This is a genomic window from Rhodococcus sp. 06-156-4 (assembly GCF_002259345.1).
GTDB classification, from domain to species: domain Bacteria; phylum Actinomycetota; class Actinomycetes; order Mycobacteriales; family Mycobacteriaceae; genus Rhodococcoides; species Rhodococcoides fascians_E.
This window is the reverse complement of sequence record NZ_NPGB01000014.1, coordinates 201,059-217,255: the sequence shown is the minus strand read 5'-3', so window position 1 is coordinate 217,255 and position 16,197 is coordinate 201,059. Positions and strand designations below refer to the sequence as shown.

Below are 16,197 nucleotides of genomic sequence, written 5' to 3'. Positions count from 1 at the left end.
AAGGAGCATCGCCGCAGGTACTACCTGCGAATCTGCAGAACTACGCCTTCACGGACAGGGCGATGCCGTCGAGAATGTCGTGTTCACTGACCACTAGGGTGCTGACGGCGCCGCGACGCTCGAACTCTTCGGCCAGAACACTGGTCACGATGGCACCGCCACCGATGACGTCGACCCGTCCGGGGTGCATGGGCCCCAACGCCGCTCGGTCTGCGCGAGTCATTCCGATCAGACGGTCGCACACGTCGAACAGGTCCCCGAAGGACACACGCGTCAGGTGGACCTTGTCCGCGTCGTACTCCTGCAGCCCTGCAGCGATGGCTGCGATGGTGGTCATGGTGCCCGCGACGCCGACCCAACTAGAGGCCTCGCCGATGTTGACGTCCTCGAACGCGTCCTCCAACTTCTCGCGGGCGTACGCGCGAGCTCCGGCGATCTCGTCGGCGGTGGGCGGATCGGAGTGCAGAAAACGCTCGGTCAGACGGACGCACCCGATGTTGGCGGAAAATGCCGCACGCACACCCTTGCGATCACCCAGAACGAGTTCGGTGGACCCGCCGCCGAGGTCGACGACGACGAACGGTGCACCCTTGGCGTCGAGTTCGCCGACGGCACCGGCGAAGGACAGCCGTGCTTCCTCGTCACCGGTGATGACCTCGGCGACCGAACCGGGCACGATGGGATCCAGGATCTCTCGCGTCATCGTGAAGAAGTCGTCGCGGTTCGCGGCGTCGCGGGTGGCGGATGTCGCGACCATGCGCAGCGCCGACGCACCGGCTTCGCGAATGATGCCAGCGTATTCCTCGAGCGCGACGCGGGTGCGTTCGATCGCCTCGGGCGCAAAGGAACCCGTCGCGTCGACGCCTTGGCCGAGGCGCACGACGCGCATCTCCCGCGCAACATCCGTCAGAACACCGTCTTTGATGTCCGCAACGAGGAGGCGGATGGAATTGGTGCCGCAATCGATGGCTGCTACCCGAGTCATGAAGTCTCTCCGCGAAGTTCGGCGATGGTCGGCCAGTCGGCCGGAATTGCTGTGCCGCGCAACGAGGTCTCGGCGGCGAGCGCCACCGACTCGTCACCGAGTGGGTTGACGCCCGGGCCCTTGGCGAGGGAGTGAGCGATCAACACGTGCAGGCACTTGACCCGATCCGGCATACCTCCGCCGGTGAAATCGGTTCCGAGAGATTCGATGTCGTTGCGCTCGGCCAGGTAGGACTCGTGCGCGCGCCGATATCCGGCGGCCAGTTCCTCGTCCTCGGACAACCGAAGAGTCATCTCTCGCATCACGCCCGCCGATTCCTGACGGCTGGCCTCAGCAGTCAAGCGCGGATCCGTCAGATAGAACAGGGTGGGGAACGGGGTGCCGTCGGGCAGCTTGGGGGCAGTTTTCACCACACCGGGCCTACCGTCCGGGGATCGATACGCGATGGCGAGAACACCGCGGGGTTCGCGTCCGAGTTGAGCCGCTACGGCGTCGAGATCTTCCTTCGAGACTGCCGAGCTCACCCGACCGGTCCTCCTTCGATGTCCGGTGCAGGCTCGGGCAAAACAGCCCGATCCGGCACCACTTCTTGTTCCTCCACGGGCCCCTGCGGTTGCACCGCGGACTCCCACAGGTCCCGGTACCACGGGCCTTCGGATTGCTTGGTGGTTTCCACGTCGTCCACCGGCGGACCGACGTCCCCCGGCAACTGCACCGTGTACGGCGTCTCCCCCGGCATCACCCAGCGGAGCCTGGACTTCGCATTGGCTGCGATGCGCGTCGGGTCGTTCAATTGCGTTTTCTCGAGCTCCAGGTCCTTGACGTCCTGCTCGAGTCCGGTGCGCTCGGCGAGAACCTGCTCGAGCTCGGCGCGCTGCGAGAAGTAGGTGCGCAGCGGCATCGCGAGCGTCAACGCCAACGCGCACACGACGACGGCGAGGACCACGGCCTTGGCCGTCGACAGGCCGAGAAACGTGCGCTCACCGCCGGACGAAGCCCGCGCGCCTACCCGTCGGGGAGCTGCTTTGCCGCCGACCACGGCGTCACGCGCCTGATCGGACGGCTCCGGCGCCGGCTGACCGGAGCTGCGCTCGTCTCCCGACGCAGCTCCGGACGTCCGGCCCCGGGATGCAGAGCGACCACGAGGCCGGGGATCACGCCCACCTGGGCTTGTCCCGGATCTTCCTCGTCGTGCCGCCATGCAATCACCCTCGTCGAGTCGAGCTGAAAACTATCCCTCGTAATTGAACCGGGGGAAAGCCAGCTCACCCGAGTAACGCGCCGCGTCACCCAGAGCTTCTTCGATTCTCAGCAACTGGTTGTACTTCGCGACGCGCTCGGAACGTGCGGGCGCACCCGTCTTGATCTGACCGCTGCCGACGGCAACCGCCAGGTCCGCGATGGTGGTGTCCTCGGTCTCGCCGGACCGGTGGCTCATCATCGTCTTGTAGCCGTTGCGGTGCGCGAGGTCGACGGCGTCGAGGGTCTCGGTGAGCGTGCCGATCTGGTTGACCTTCACCAGCAGCGCGTTGGCCGCACCCTTGACGATGCCGTCCTCGAGACGCTCCGGGTTGGTGACGAAGAGGTCGTCGCCGACGAGCTGCACCTTGTCACCGATGGCCTCGGTGAGGGCAACCCAGCCGTCCCAGTCGTTCTCGTCCAGCGGATCCTCGATGGAGACGAGCGGGTAGGCGTCGACGAGTTCGCCGTAGAACGCCGACAGCTCCTCGGCGGACTTGGTAGCGCGCTCGAAGGCGTAGCCGGTGCCTGCGGTGTAGAACTCGGTGGCTGCGACGTCGAGTGCGAGCGCCACATCCTGTCCGGGCTTGAGGCCGGTCTTGGCGATGGCGTCGAGAATGAGGTCGAGCGCTTCCTTGGTTCCGGCCAGGTCGGGCGCGAAGCCACCCTCGTCCCCGAGGCCCGTCGACAGGCCCTTGGCCTTCAGAACCGACTTGAGGGAGTGGTAGACCTCGGCACCCCAGCGCAGGGATTCCTTGAAGGTCGGCGCACCGATGGGCGCGATCATGAACTCCTGGACGTCGACGCCACTGTCCGCGTGCGCGCCACCGTTGATGATGTTCATCATCGGTACGGGAAGGATGTGTGCGTTCGGTCCGCCGAGGTAACGGAACAGCTCGAGTCCAGCGGACTCCGCAGCCGCCTTCGCCACCGCGAGGGAAACACCGAGCAGCGAGTTCGCGCCGAGACGCGCCTTGCTCGGGGTGCCGTCGAGATCGAGAAGAGCCTGGTCGACGGCCCGCTGCTCGATGGCGTCGAGGCCGATGACAGCCGGTGCGATCTCGTCGAGAACAGCGTTGACAGCCTTCTCGACGCCCTTGCCGCCGTAACGCTCGCCGCCGTCACGAAGCTCGACTGCCTCGTGCTCACCGGTGGACGCTCCGGAAGGAACCGCTGCGCGGGTCAGTGTTCCGTCGTCCAGTGCGACCTCGACCTCGACCGTGGGGTTGCCACGGGAGTCGAGAATCTCGCGAGCTCCGACCTGCTCAATGATGGCCACGAATGCTTCTCCTTGTAACGGGGGCGGGCGGGTAAGTGCCGGGTGTCAGACTAGCCGCTCGCCTGACCTCCCCGCGACGCACAGGAGCGGAGCCTGCGGAGTGACCAGGGAAAGTCAGGAGCGGAGCCTGCGGAGTGACCAGGGAAAGTCAGGAGCGGAGCCTGCGGAGTGACCAGGGAAAGTCAGGAGCGGAGCCTGCGGAGTCACGCAGTGGTGCCGACTGAATAGGCGGCTGCAGCGTCGCGGACGTCTCGGAGATAGACACCGGACTGGTTGTAGGCCATGAGCGCGCGCTCCCACCCTTCCGCAGTACGCAGATCACCTCCGCGCGCGCAGAGGTAGCGAGCTGCGGTCAGAGCTGCGTCGTCGAGGTTGTCGGGATCGGCGATTCCGTCACCGTTGGCGTCGACGCCCCATTTCTTCCAGGTCTCGGGAATGAACTGCATCGGGCCCATCGCGCGGTCATGCACCGGATCGCCGTCGAGTTGGCCACCATCGGTGTCGGGAATTTCGGCGACGCCCGGGCCGCCGTCCAATGGGATGCCGCGAATCGCGGGCGACACCAGACCGTCGGGGGCGACGGACGAGCCCTGGTACGTGCCGTGGCGACTTTCGATGTAGCCGATTCCGGCGAGCGTCGTCCAGGCGATGCCGCAGCCGGGTGCCGTGTCGGACATGATCGCGGCGGCGTGACCGTAGGCCGCCAACGCCGGAACCGAGATGTTCATGGCGTCGGCCTGGGGCTCCGCCCAATCGAGCAGGAGGTCCGCCGTTCTCCCCTGTGCGTTGAAGTCGATCTCGGGCACCGGCGTTCCCGCTCCGGGAGGAATGCCTTCGGGAATCGCACGCGGCGGTTCCGACGAGCCGCACGCCGCAGCCAACAGACCCACCGCGACCACAGCAACGACGTAGGCCACTCGCTTCTTCACAGGTCCATCCTGCACACGAAAAGTAATAGAAACCTAAAGCGCCGAGTATGCGCAGGTCAAAGGCGTTTTCCAATATGCACGAGGGTGTATGTTGCTCTCAACCACATGAGGGTTCCCTACCCTTTCTCGCAACGCTTCAGGAGCACCGAACGTGTCCGTCCTAGCCGCTCCGCCCATCGCCACCCAAATGTTCGGAAGCGGGTTGATCGGCCTCCGAGAAGGCCTGGAAACGGGCATCGTCGTCATGATCCTGGTCGCTTTCCTCGTCAAGGCCGAGCGGCGCGACGCGTTGAAGTGGGTCTGGTTGGGAGTCGGGCTGGCTGTTGCCATGGTGGCAGCGATCTTTTTCGTCATTCACTACGGAACGTCGACGGTCACCGGACTGACCGCGGAGATCATCGCCGGAGCCGCCTCGCTGGTCGCCGTCGGCATCGTCACCGCGATGGTGCTGTGGATGCGCACCGCTGCCAAAGACATCTCCGGCGAACTCCGCTCCGGCATGGAGCGAGCGTTGACCGTCGGACCACTCGCGGTCCTGGCGCTGTCGTTCTTCGCCGTCGGACGCGAAGGCGTCGAAACTGCGTTGCTGATGGTCGGATACGCGGAGAACACGGGCGGCAGTTCGTGGCCGCTGCTGGGACTTCTGCTGGGAATCGTCGCCGCGGCCGGACTGACGGTTCTGCTGTACTTCGGCGCCATCCGCATCAATTTCGCGGTGTTCTTCAAATACACCGGCATCTTCCTGATCGTCGTCGCGGCAGGCATTCTCGCGTACGGAATCCGTGCACTGCAGATCGGCGGGATTCTGCCCGGCGGAGGTTCGACGGCCTTCGACATCACCGCACAGTTCGACGCGTCCAGTTGGTACGGCACCGTCCTCGCCGGCATCTTCAACTTCCGACCCGAACCCACCGTCCTGCAGGTCACCGGATGGGTGCTCTACCTCGCTGTCGTTCTCTACCTGTTCCTTCGGCCGGTTCGCGTACCCGAACCCGCAGTCACCTCATGAAAGGCACTCCCTTGCGCCGTACCACCTTTGCGCTGGCCGCACTCGCGGCTCTGCCGCTCGCTCTCGCCGGCTGCACCGAGAAATCGTCGTCCGACGGCGGATCCGAGTCCGGTTCCGGCGACATCGCGGTCGCCGCCACCGACACCACGTGCGATGTCGCGACGTCCGAAGGAACGACCGGCAACTCGACGTTCCAGATCACGAACAACGGAACCAAGGTCACCGAGTTCTACGTCTACGGCGAAGGCGACCGTGTCATGGGCGAGGTCGAGAACATCGGACCGGGCCTGACGCGTCAGCTCATCGTCGCCCTGCCCGACCCCGGCACCTACCAAACCGCCTGCAAGGCAGGAATGGTCGGCGACGGAATCCGCGCAGACTTCGTCGTCTCCGGCGACGCCGTGCGTCAGGCCGACGAGAATGGACTGCTCGACGAGGCCGCAACCGGCTACAAGCGATACGTCGTCAGCCAGGTCGACGCGCTCCAGGAGACCACGGCATCGTTCGTCGCCGCCGTGAAGTCCGGCGACATCGAAGCCGCGAAGGCCCAGTTCCCCGTCACCCGTAGCTACTACGAGCGAATCGAACCGGTTGCCGAAGCGTTCCCCGACGACCTCGACCCGCGCATCGATCTGCGTGAACCGGACGTCGAGCCCGGTGACACCTGGACCGGCTTCCACCGCATCGAGAAAGATCTCTGGGAGCAGGGGCTGCAGCCCGATACGAACCAGATGGCCGATCAGCTTCAGGCCGACGTCGCAGAACTCGCCGAGAAGGTCAAGGCCGAGGACTTCACCATCGACCCCATTCAGGTCGCAGGTGGCGCCCAGGGACTGCTCGACGAGGTCGCCAAGACCAAGATCAGCGGCGAGGAAGACTTCTTCTCGCACACCGACCTGTGGGACTTCCAGGCGAACGTCGACGGCTCCCAGGCAGCAGTTGCCGCAGTGCGTCCGATCATCGATCAGAACGACGCAGAGCTGGGATCGGCCATCGATGCACGCTTCGCCGAGCTCGACGCCGAACTGGCCGAGTACCGCCAGGGCGACGGCTTCGTCTTCTACGACACCGTCACCGAACCCCAGCGTCAGGAACTCTCCAACAAGATCGACGCACTGTCCGCCGAGGTAAGTCAGGTACAGGGTGTCGTTGCCGGACAGTAATACTTCTCGCTTCTCTCGGCGGCGCCTGTTCGGCGCCGTCGGGGTGGGCGCGGCCCTCGTCGGGACGGGAGCCGTTGCCGCATGCGCGGAGTCGGACGAGGACCACGCGTCGGACATCGTGGAATTTCGCGGAGCGCACCAGGCCGGCATCGTCACTCCGGCACAGGACCGCATGCACTTCGTCGCATTCGACATCACCACCGAGTCACGCGACGAATTCGTTGCGCTGCTCCAGAAGTGGACGCTCATGGCGGAGCGGCTCACCCGGGGCGAAGAAACATTCGACGGTGGCGCCGTCGGCGCAGGTGAGTACCGCCCGCCGTCGGACACCGGTGAGGCATTGGGGTTGTCCGCGTCGTCGTTGACGCTGACGATCGGATTCGGGCCCGGACTGTTCACCCGCTTCGGGCTTGCGGATCTCAAGCCGACGTCTCTGGCCGACCTGCAGCACTTTCCCGCCGACAATCTCGACGAACGCCGCTCCGGCGGCGACCTCTGCATCCAGGCCTGCGCCAACGACCCGCAGGTCGCAGTCCACGCCATCCGCAACCTCGCACGCGTCGGATTCGGCACCGTGTCAGTCAAGTGGTCCCAACTCGGATTCGGGCGCACGTCGTCGACGTCGACCACCCAGGCGACACCACGAAATCTGTTCGGATTCAAAGACGGAACGGCCAACCTCAAAGCCGAGGATCCCGAACTGCTCGACGATTACATCTGGGTCGGGGAAGACGACGATCAACCATGGATGGCCGGAGGCTCGTACCTGGTTGCGCGTCGAATCCGCATGCTGATCGAATCCTGGGATCGGACCACGCTGAAGGAGCAGGAACGAGTCATCGGGCGCAGCAAGGGAACCGGCGCGCCCCTGGGCCTGAAAGACGAATTCGACGCCCTCGACCTCGATTCCAAAGGTCCTGAAGGATTGCTGATCGACTCCGACGCCCACGTGCGTCTCGCCTCGAAGGAGAACCTCGACGGCATCCAAATCCTCAGGCGCGGTTACAACTTCACCGACGGCTCCGACGGATTCGGTCACCTGGACGCAGGACTGTTCTTCATTGCGTACTGCCGAGACCCACTCGAGCAGTTCGTGCCCATGCAGCTGGCCCTGGCCCGCAAAGACCTACTGAACGAATACATCCAACACGTCGGCTCCGCCGTCTTCGCCTGCCCGCCCGGATTGGGTGAATCGGAATTCTGGGGGTCTACCCTCTTCGCATGAATGGTTCATTCATGCGAGCAGACAGCCTGCGTGGCGCATCCAAGCCGCTCGACGAGAACGTCTTCTACCGAAGTGGAACCGATCCGACCTCGCGCGCGTCTAACCTGACGACGTGATTTCTGCGAGGGGGAAGTTATGCGTAAGGCCTGTCTGACGGCGATCAGCGTCGCACTGCTGGTGGGCTGCTCCACCGACATCACCGGCGACGCCGTCGCCGACTCCCCCTCCGACCAGACCTTCGACCCCTGCACCATCCCCGACACCACCATCACCGCCGCAGGCCTCGACCCAGCATCAAGAGAATCCATGGCAGACAGGGGATACACCACCCCGGGCTGGACCATCTGCAGTTGGCAGGGCCCAGCGGGCCGCGACTGGTACAGCTACTCTTCCCTGTTCTCTCCCGTCCATACCCTGGACGACGTCAGAGAAAATCCCGACAACGCGAACTTCGCGCCGCTTGTTCTGTCGGGTCGCGAAGCCGTGACCTATGATTCCAGCGTCTCGTCCGCCGAAACCGCGTGTGACGTCGCGTTCGATACCCAGAGTGGGGTTGCGGTGTTCACCGCTATGCGCAAAGGGTCGCGTGACCAAGAGGGTGACCTATGCGAGATCGTCACTCGCCACACTCGAGCTATCGCAGAGTCGTTTCCCCAATCATGAGATCCCCAACATAAGGAGTGACCATGTCGCCTGAACCAACGCCTGCTCTGACCTACTGGCAGGGCTTGGCGCTGGCCGCTGATTCCGGCCAGCTCTACCTCGACGAAAACACAGCAAGAGAATGCGACCGAGCGTGCCAACAATATTTGAACAAGCTGGACATTCATAAGGAGTCTGCGTCACTGCTGGCAAAGGTCGATGGATACGGCGACTTCGAGATGGGCAAACAGTTTGCACAAATTCTGTCCGAGAAAGCGGTGGGCGGACAGAACAGCATGGTCGGTGTCATCGACAGCCACATTCAAGTGGTGAGGGAAATGCAGGCGGTGTTCCAGAAGTTCTTCGATCAGTACTCGGATACCGATGCGGCTACTGCATCCGACGTCGCGCAGACGTTCCCCAACTGATCCACCGGCCAGGCCTCGCCGTCGTCGGCGATGAAGTTTGCGCGGATGCCGGGTCTACACTCCGAAACGGCACCTTCGATGCGGGGAGACACATGGCACAGCTACTGCGGGTACAGAATTTCACCATCTCAGCCGACGGGGTCGCCGCAGGCGTCGACCAGAGCCTCGAGAACCCGTTCGGTCTCGACCATCTGACGTTGATGAAGTGGTTCTTCGCCACGGCAAGTTTTCCGGGCAACGCCGGTTCCAGTGGGTCCCGGGGCTTGGACGACTACTTCGCCCGCGATTTCTCGAACAACATCGGCGCCGAGATCATGGGCCGGAACAAGTTCGGACCTCAACGCGGGCCGTGGACGGACCACGAATGGGAGGGGTGGTGGGGTGATGAGCCACCGTTCCACACCCCGGTGTTCGTACTCACACACCACAAGCGCCCCTCGATCCAACTCTCCGACACAACCTTTCACTTCGTCGACAGTTCGCCGGCAGATGTGTTGGACAGAGCCAAGCAGGCGGCCGACGGTAAGGACGTACGTCTCGGCGGCGGCGTCACAACGATCCGAGAGTTCTTGGACGCCGATCTCGTCGACGCACTGCACGTTGCTGTCGCTCCGATCGAGTTCGGGTCGGGCCTGAAACTATGGGAGTCACCGGACGAACTCGACGACCGATTCGAACACGAATCAGTGCCAAGCCCCAGCGGCGTCACACATCATCTGTTCTGGCGTAAGTAGCCTCATCGCAGACGCACGCCCAGGCGCGCAGCATTGACCGAACGTCACATTCGCTCCGGAAAACCGGCCGACCAGCCCCTCATCGCTTGGATGTCACATTCATGCGTACCGGTAGCTAGCAGGGCCCATTCGTGCGCCAAAGGAGGCGGACCTACCGCCTACCCCAGTTCTCGATCCACTCGATGGCGGTGAGTTTGCCGGGGACTGCGCCGTGGACCTTGGCGGATTTTTCGGCGTCGCGGATTCGGTCGGCGAAACGCAAGACGTTGCGCCGCAACAAGTCCTCGGCGCTTTCGCCGCCGTGACTGTGGTCGAGGCCGATGTGTACGACGCGAAGTTCGTCGGGAATCAGCTCGTCGGGAAGTCCAGCTTTGCTCGCCCGCGCGACGACTTTCTGGGCCAATGCCAGTGCGGGTTGGGAGAGTGCGACGCCGTCCAGGCAGGAACCGCGGGCTTTCTCGGCTGCCTTCTTCTCCTCCCACGCTTTCTCCTGCACAGCGATGTCGATCGGGCCGGTCGATCCGTCGTCGAGGTGCGGGGTTCGGTGAGTCAGCTTTCGTACAAGACCCGCTGCTACGTCGTCGACGTCGAATGCATTTTCCGACGCGTCCTGCGCGATCCGAGAATGAAACAGCACCTGCAGCAGGATGTCGCCGAGTTCCTCTTTCAGGTCCTCGAGGTTGCCGCTGTGGATGGCGTCGAGGAGCTCGTACGTCTCTTCCAGCAGGTAACCGCTCAACGACGCGTGTGTCTGCTGAGCTTCCCACCCACCGCGGACCCGAAGGCGGTCCATCAGAAGTACGGCAGCGATAAGGTCGTCACCAGGCAGCTTGGGTGACGAGATCACGCGGTCACCGCGCCGAATGCGCTGCTGCACATCCGGGTTCGACGGGTCGGTGCTGACGAGGACCTCGGCGGAGCCGTCGGCGTGCGCGGTACCCGAGAACAGCCACCGGGTGCGCACCGGAACCTCCTCGGTGAACTCGACGATTCCGTTGAGGAATTCCACGGCCTCGGCCGGGACCATCGTCGGGCGAACGGGATCCAGCAGCACTACCGTCATCACACCCCCACAGTCTGCTCCAGCAACACCGACCTGGACGGTTTACCGTCGAGTGACAGTATGAGGTCGGCGATGTACTGGACCAACTCGACGTCCCGCACTCGCGCAGCACCGACGCCGCCGCCTTCCACGCGTGGCAGGGGCGTCTGCACCACACCGGTGGTGGCGCGGTACGCGGCGTTGGGGTAGAGCCGCTTGAGTCGGATCTGCTTGGAATCGGGCAGATCCATCGGCGCCAGCTTGACCTGGGTGCCCGCAACGTTGACGTCCGTGAGCCCGTACTCCTTCGCGATCAAACGAAGCTTCGCGACGGACACCAGGCGTCCCACTTCCTCGGGAAGTGGGCCGTAGCGGTCGACGAGCTCGTCCAGCACCGCGTTGATCGAGTCGGAATCCGTTGCAGCAGCCAGCTTTCGGTACGCTTCGAGCCGCAACCGGTCGCTGGTGACGTAGTCCGGCGGAATGTGTGCGTCGACGGGCAGGTCGATGCGCACTTCCTTCGGCGCTTCGTCGGTGGAGATCGGTTTGCCGTCGGCGGCTGCCCGGTACGCTTCCACGGCTTCGCCGACCAACCGCACGTACAGATCGAATCCGACGCCGGCGACGTGGCCGGACTGTTCGGCGCCCAGAACGTTTCCGGCGCCGCGGATTTCGAGGTCTTTCATGGCGACGGCCATACCGGCACCGAGGTCGGAGTTCTGCGAGATGGTGGACAGCCTGTCGTAGGCAGTTTCGGTGAGCGGCTTCTCCGCCGGGTACAGGAAGTACGCGTAACCACGCTCGCGGCTACGTCCGACGCGTCCACGCAGCTGGTGGAGCTGAGACAGGCCGAGCGAATCACTGCGCTCGACGATCAGCGTGTTGGCGTTGGAGATGTCGAGACCCGTCTCGATGATGGTGGTACACACCAGCACGTCGGTTTCGCGTTCCCAGAAGCCCTGCACCGTGCGTTCGAGGGTCTCCTCGTTCATCTGACCGTGCGCCGTGGTGACGCGCGCTTCCGGAACGAGATCACGAATTCGCTTCGCGGCCTTGTCGATCGAACTGACACGGTTGTGCACGAAGAACACCTGGCCGTCGCGCAGCAGTTCGCGTCGAATCGCAGCCGCGACCTGCTTGTCGTTGTACGCGCCGACGTAGGTCAGAACCGGATGGCGCTCCTCGGGTGGAGTGAGGATGGTCGACATCTCGCGAATCCCAGCGAGGCTCATCTCCAACGTACGAGGGATCGGCGTCGCGGACATCGTCAGCACGTCCACGTGGGTGCGGAGCGACTTGATGTGCTCCTTGTGCTCGACGCCGAACCGCTGTTCCTCGTCGACGACGATGAGGCCGAGATCCTTCCACACGACACCCGTCTGCAACAGGCGGTGCGTGCCGACGACGACGTCGACGGTTCCGTCGGCCAGACCGGCCATGACCTCTTTCGACTCGGCGCCGTGGGTGAAGCGAGAGAGCCCCTTGACCGTCACGGGGAACGCGGCCATTCGTGCGGTGAACGTCTGCAGATGTTGCTGTGCCAGCAGCGTTGTCGGCACGAGTACCGCCACCTGCTTGCCGTCCTGAACTGCTTTGAACGCGGCGCGGACGGCGATTTCCGTCTTGCCGTAGCCGACGTCGCCGAGGATTACGCGGTCCATCGGAACTGCCTTCTCCATGTCCGCCTTGACGTCGGTGATCGCGGTCATCTGGTCCATGGTCTCGGTGAACCCGAACGCGTCTTCCATCTCACGCTGCCACGGGGTGTCCGGACCGAACGCGTGGCCCGGCGCCGCCTGACGCGCCGCGTACAACTGCACGAGCTCGCCGGCGATCTCACGAACCGCCTTGCGCGCCTTTCGTTTGGTGTTCGCCCAGTCGGATCCGCCGAGCTTGCTGAGCGACGGCAATTCGCCACCGACATAGCGCGAGAGCTGATCCAGCGAATCCATCGGCACGAACAATCGGTCGCCGGGCTGACCGCGTTTGCTGGGTGCGTACTCGATGACGAGGTATTCGCGTCGTGCACCGCCGACGGTGCGCTCGATCATCTCCACGAATCGTCCGATGCCGTGCTGATCGTGCACGACGCTGTCGCCGGCCACGAGAGCGAGCGGATCGACTTGATTTCGCCTCTTCGCCGGTAGCTTTCGCCCTTCGGTGGCAGCGACGCGGTTTCCGGTGAGGTCGCTCTCGGTGACGACCACGAGCCGGGCGTCGGGCAGGATCAGTCCCTCGTTCAACGTGCCACACAGGACGCTGACGACGTCCGGCAACGGCTCGGACCCCGACTCGATATGTGCCGCAGGTACTTCCGCTTCGCCGAGCCGCTCGATGATGCGGTTGGCGGTGCCTGCACCGGCGACGGCGATGACCGCGCGCCCACCCGTCGAGACGTGTGCGCGGAGCATCGCGAACACACCGGCGAGCAACTCCTCGGAGCCACGGACCTCCGGGACCGACTCGACGACGAGTGCGACCTCGTCCTCGCTTCCGGACGCGAGAGGACTGATGGTCCACCACGGTCGTCCCAGCGCCTGTGCGGATTCACGAATCTGCCTGAGCGAGCGGTACGCCGACGCCCCGAGATCCAGGCTCACTCCGCCGAGACTGTCGGTGTTGACCGTCGACGCGTCGAGCGGAGCCGCTCCGCCGACCGACGCGGCCGTCCACGACGCTTCCAGGAACTCTTGGCCGGTACGGACCAGATCGGTTGCACGCGTGCGGATTCGCTCCGGATCACACAGCAGGACATGCGCGCCGTCGGGCAATACGTCGGCGAGCAGCTGGAGCTCACCGGGTTGCAGCAGCGGTAGCAGGGCCTCCATGCCTTCCACGGGAACACCCGCGGACAGCTTGTCCAGCATCTCGACCAGCGCTGCGTCCGCCTGGTTGTCCGCAGCGAGCGCCGCCGCACGGTCACGGACGGTCTCGGTGAGAATCAGCTCACGACACGGCGGCGCGATGACCGACTGAATGTCGACGTCCGGGAGCGACCGCTGGTCCGCGACCGAGAAGGCGCGCAGCTCGGTGACCTCGTCGCCCCAGAATTCGACGCGAACGGGGTGATCGGCCGTCGGCGAGAAGATATCGAGAATACCGCCGCGAACGGCGAATTCACCGCGCTTACCGACCATGTCGACGCGCGTGTAGGCCAGTTCCACGAGGCGGTGGATGAGCCCGTCGAAGTCGATTTCGACGCCGACGCGCAAGCCGATGGGTTCGATCTCCCCCAGCCCCGGCGCCATCGGCTGCACGAGCGAGCGAACGGTGGTGACGATGACCTGAAGCGTCGGGCCGTAGTCCTTGTCGTCCGGCCGGGCCAGGCGTCGCAAAACCTCGAGCCGTCGGCCGACGGTGTCCGCACTCGGGGACAACCGCTCGTGCGGCAGTGTCTCCCACGACGGGAACTGAGCGACGGCGTCGCCGAGAATCTGTTTCAGTTCCGTCGTCAGATCGTCGGCCTCACGGCCGGTTGCGGTGACGACGAGGACCTGCGCTCGCTCGGCGATGGCGGATGCGACGAACGGCCGCACCGAATTGGGTGCGACGAGGGTGCGCTCCGCGGCTCCGACGGCGTCGCGCAAGGCGGCGAGCGTGGAGTCCGATAGCGCGACGCGCGCGAGGCCCGACAGTGCAAGCGAAGAATCGGAAGACAACTGCGGGGCTCCTGAGCGAGATCGGCGCAATGGATATCGCGATCGATCCTACCGCCGACGTCGTGCGTTCTTTACATACGTCCAGCTACGGGCAACTAGTGCCGGATGACGCGCCGGGCCGCGAACTCACGGAAGTACTCGACCTTGCCCGCCGTCACGAGTGACGGAAGGAGGTAGTACCAGAGACGTTCCATCCGAGACGGAAGCTCCTCCGTGTTGCCTGTGGCGACGGCAACCATGTGCACGCCGGTGAGGATCTCGAGGACGAGAGCACCGATGGTCGCGGGGTCGGCATCAGCGGCGAGGTCACCTTGCTTGATCGCTTTGGCGGCCAGCGCGTTGAACGACTCGCTCCAGCCGGACATCACGTTGCCCTGGGTGCCCCGGTAGTCACCGATCTGGTGGCTGAGCCGCAGCATTGCCGACACCATCGGGTCACTCACCGACATGTCGACGACGATGTAGGAGATGCCGATGGCTGCTTCCAGCGCAGGGATACGGCCGTCGTTGAACTGCTGGCACGCCGCGATGAGCCGGCCGTTGCCCTCGTCGATGACCGCGCGAGCCAACTCTTCCTTCGACCCGAAGTGGAAGTAGAGGGCACCTTTGGTGACCTGGGACTGAGAGATGATCTCGCTGAGGCTCGCGTTCGCGTAGCCGAGCCGCAGAAAAACATTTGCGGCACCCGACAGCACGGTGTCGCGCGTGATCTCAGCGCGTGCCTGTCTGACCATTGGATCCGCCTTCGCAATACTCGACTGCCACTGCGCAAATTACGAGCGAACGGTACCACTCGGTGGCATTCTTACCTTGGTCAACGTGCAGATGGTCCGAACAACATACATGCGTCGCTGTGAAGTAGGTCTCATGGACGCAAATCAAACCCTACCCGCTCTTTCACCGACACGTGGGGAAATACTCGGCTCATTCACCGGCCAGTAGGGGCGCGGCCTCCAAATTGGTGAGACCGTTCCAACACAGATTGACAACGTGCGCGGCGACGACTTCCTTCGACGGCTCCCTGACGTCGAGCCACCACTGAGCCGTCATGGACACCATCCCGACCAGCGCCTGCGCGTAGAGCGGCGCGAACCCGGCGTCGAAACCTCGACGGGTGAAGTCGCCGGCGAGGATGTGCCCGACCTGGCTCACCGCATCGTTCAGCAACGACGAGTACTTGCCGTCGGCAGCAGCGACCGGAGAGTCACGGACCAGGATGCGGAACCCGTCGGTTCGCTCCTCCACGTACGTCAGCAATGCGAGAGCAACCCGCTCGACCCTCACCCGCGATCGGTTCTGCGACAGCGACGAGGTGACCATGTGCAGCAGAGTCGACATCTCGCGGTCGACGATGACGGCGTAGAGACCTTCCTTGCCGCCGAAATGCTCGTAGACGACGGGCTTCGACACGTTCGCGCGGACCGCGATCTCCTCCACCGACGTCGCCTCGTACCCCCGCTCGGCGAACAAGGAGCGGCCGATCTCGATCAACTGTTCGCGACGCTGCGTGCCCGTCATCCGGACACGCGGCGCCTTCTCGGGCTCGGACATGACGCACCTCCCTGTGATCTGGTCACTCCTGCCGGTTTCCCGGCGTCGAAACTTGGAGCTCCGGTCTCCCAGCGTCGAAACCCGAGCTTATGGGACGAATGACACCGATCGGCGGGAGCGGTTCGACCTCGGGCCACCCCGCATGCGAGACTCGTTGCGCTCGGCGGGAGCTTCGAGGCCAGTAGTCTGTCTTGTGCAGACACCGGCGACCGGAGAAACCGCTGGTGAAATGATCCGCCGTGGTGTAATGGCAGCACCTCTGATTTTGGTTCAGATAGTTCAGGTTCGAGTCCTGGCGGCGGAGCGAGAAAC

The 16,197-nt window shown here is 64.3% G+C and carries 15 protein-coding genes and 1 tRNA gene; 7 read left to right on the top strand and 9 right to left on the bottom strand.

Features of this window, described 5'->3' with window-relative positions; genetic code table 11:
• Nucleotides 1–40 precede the first annotated feature (40 nt).
• The 5 genes from CH290_RS09145 to CH290_RS09125 all read right to left on the bottom strand — a co-directional run bounded on the left by CH290_RS09145 (nt 41) and on the right by CH290_RS09125 (nt 4,432).
• Entirely contained in the window at nt 41–985 is a 945-nt protein-coding gene (locus CH290_RS09145; protein WP_033190785.1) for a Ppx/GppA phosphatase family protein, read from the bottom strand.
• Complete coding sequence (locus tag CH290_RS09140) at nt 982–1,509, bottom strand: DUF501 domain-containing protein (protein WP_033190784.1); 528 nt, start codon at nt 1,507–1,509, stop codon at nt 982–984. Before CH290_RS09140 ends, CH290_RS09145 begins: the two co-directional genes overlap by 4 nt.
• Nucleotides 1,506–2,186, bottom strand: a complete 681-nt coding sequence (locus tag CH290_RS09135) for an FtsB family cell division protein (RefSeq protein WP_230594178.1) — start codon at nt 2,184–2,186, stop codon at nt 1,506–1,508. Before CH290_RS09135 ends, CH290_RS09140 begins: the two co-directional genes overlap by 4 nt.
• Nucleotides 2,187–2,216: 30 nt before the next feature.
• Nucleotides 2,217–3,503, bottom strand: coding sequence for a phosphopyruvate hydratase (eno, locus tag CH290_RS09130; RefSeq protein WP_020111364.1), 1,287 nt, complete (start codon nt 3,501–3,503; stop codon nt 2,217–2,219).
• Between the two features lie 203 nt (nt 3,504–3,706).
• Nucleotides 3,707–4,432: a lytic transglycosylase domain-containing protein gene (locus CH290_RS09125; RefSeq protein WP_033190783.1), complete on the bottom strand. Its 726-nt coding sequence runs from the start codon at nt 4,430–4,432 to the stop codon at nt 3,707–3,709.
• Between the two features lie 151 nt (nt 4,433–4,583).
• Here CH290_RS09125 and efeU point away from each other — a divergent pair, with 151 nt between their 5' ends.
• From efeU to CH290_RS09095, 6 genes are all read left to right on the top strand, one after another.
• Nucleotides 4,584–5,441: an iron uptake transporter permease EfeU gene (gene efeU, locus CH290_RS09120; RefSeq protein ID WP_019664573.1), complete on the top strand. Its 858-nt coding sequence runs from the start codon at nt 4,584–4,586 to the stop codon at nt 5,439–5,441.
• A complete protein-coding gene (gene efeO, locus CH290_RS09115) occupies nt 5,438–6,604 on the top strand; it encodes an iron uptake system protein EfeO (protein WP_033190782.1) in 1,167 nt (388 codons plus the stop codon). Before efeU ends, efeO begins: the two co-directional genes overlap by 4 nt.
• Nucleotides 6,585–7,829, top strand: a complete 1,245-nt coding sequence (gene efeB / locus CH290_RS09110) for an iron uptake transporter deferrochelatase/peroxidase subunit (protein ID WP_080748815.1) — start codon at nt 6,585–6,587, stop codon at nt 7,827–7,829. The genes efeO and efeB overlap by 20 nt, the downstream gene beginning before the upstream one ends.
• A 135-nt stretch (nt 7,830–7,964) precedes the next feature.
• On the top strand, nt 7,965–8,492 hold the full coding sequence (locus CH290_RS09105) for a DUF3558 domain-containing protein (RefSeq protein ID WP_033190780.1): 528 nt from the start codon (nt 7,965–7,967) through the stop codon (nt 8,490–8,492).
• A 23-nt stretch (nt 8,493–8,515) separates the two neighbouring features.
• The gene (locus CH290_RS09100) at nt 8,516–8,899 is read left to right on the top strand and encodes a hypothetical protein (protein WP_033190833.1); all 384 of its coding nucleotides are present in this window, start codon (nt 8,516–8,518) and stop codon (nt 8,897–8,899) included.
• A gap of 92 nt (nt 8,900–8,991) precedes the next feature.
• Nucleotides 8,992–9,633, top strand: coding sequence for a dihydrofolate reductase family protein (locus tag CH290_RS09095; RefSeq protein WP_033190779.1), 642 nt, complete (start codon nt 8,992–8,994; stop codon nt 9,631–9,633).
• Between the two features lie 151 nt (nt 9,634–9,784).
• Here the strand turns inward: CH290_RS09095 and CH290_RS09090 are convergent, their stop codons facing one another.
• The 4 genes from CH290_RS09090 to CH290_RS09075 form a co-directional block, all read right to left on the bottom strand.
• Nucleotides 9,785–10,696 carry a nucleoside triphosphate pyrophosphohydrolase gene (locus tag CH290_RS09090; protein ID WP_020111372.1) on the bottom strand — a complete coding sequence of 304 codons (912 nt, stop codon included), beginning with the start codon at nt 10,694–10,696 and terminating at the stop codon, nt 9,785–9,787.
• On the bottom strand, nt 10,696–14,334 hold the full coding sequence (gene mfd / locus CH290_RS09085) for a transcription-repair coupling factor (protein WP_033190778.1): 3,639 nt from the start codon (nt 14,332–14,334) through the stop codon (nt 10,696–10,698). Before mfd ends, CH290_RS09090 begins: the two co-directional genes overlap by 1 nt.
• 95 nt (nt 14,335–14,429) lie before the next feature.
• Nucleotides 14,430–15,068 carry a ScbR family autoregulator-binding transcription factor gene (locus tag CH290_RS09080; RefSeq protein WP_019664565.1) on the bottom strand — a complete coding sequence of 213 codons (639 nt, stop codon included), beginning with the start codon at nt 15,066–15,068 and terminating at the stop codon, nt 14,430–14,432.
• A 190-nt stretch (nt 15,069–15,258) separates the two neighbouring features.
• A complete protein-coding gene (locus CH290_RS09075; RefSeq protein ID WP_019664564.1) occupies nt 15,259–15,885 on the bottom strand; it encodes a TetR/AcrR family transcriptional regulator in 627 nt (208 codons plus the stop codon).
• Nucleotides 15,886–16,118: 233 nt separating this feature from the next.
• On the opposite strand from CH290_RS09075, the gene CH290_RS09070 reads away from it, so the two are divergent.
• Nucleotides 16,119–16,189, top strand: a tRNA-Gln gene (locus tag CH290_RS09070).
• Nucleotides 16,190–16,197: the final 8 nt, after the last annotated feature.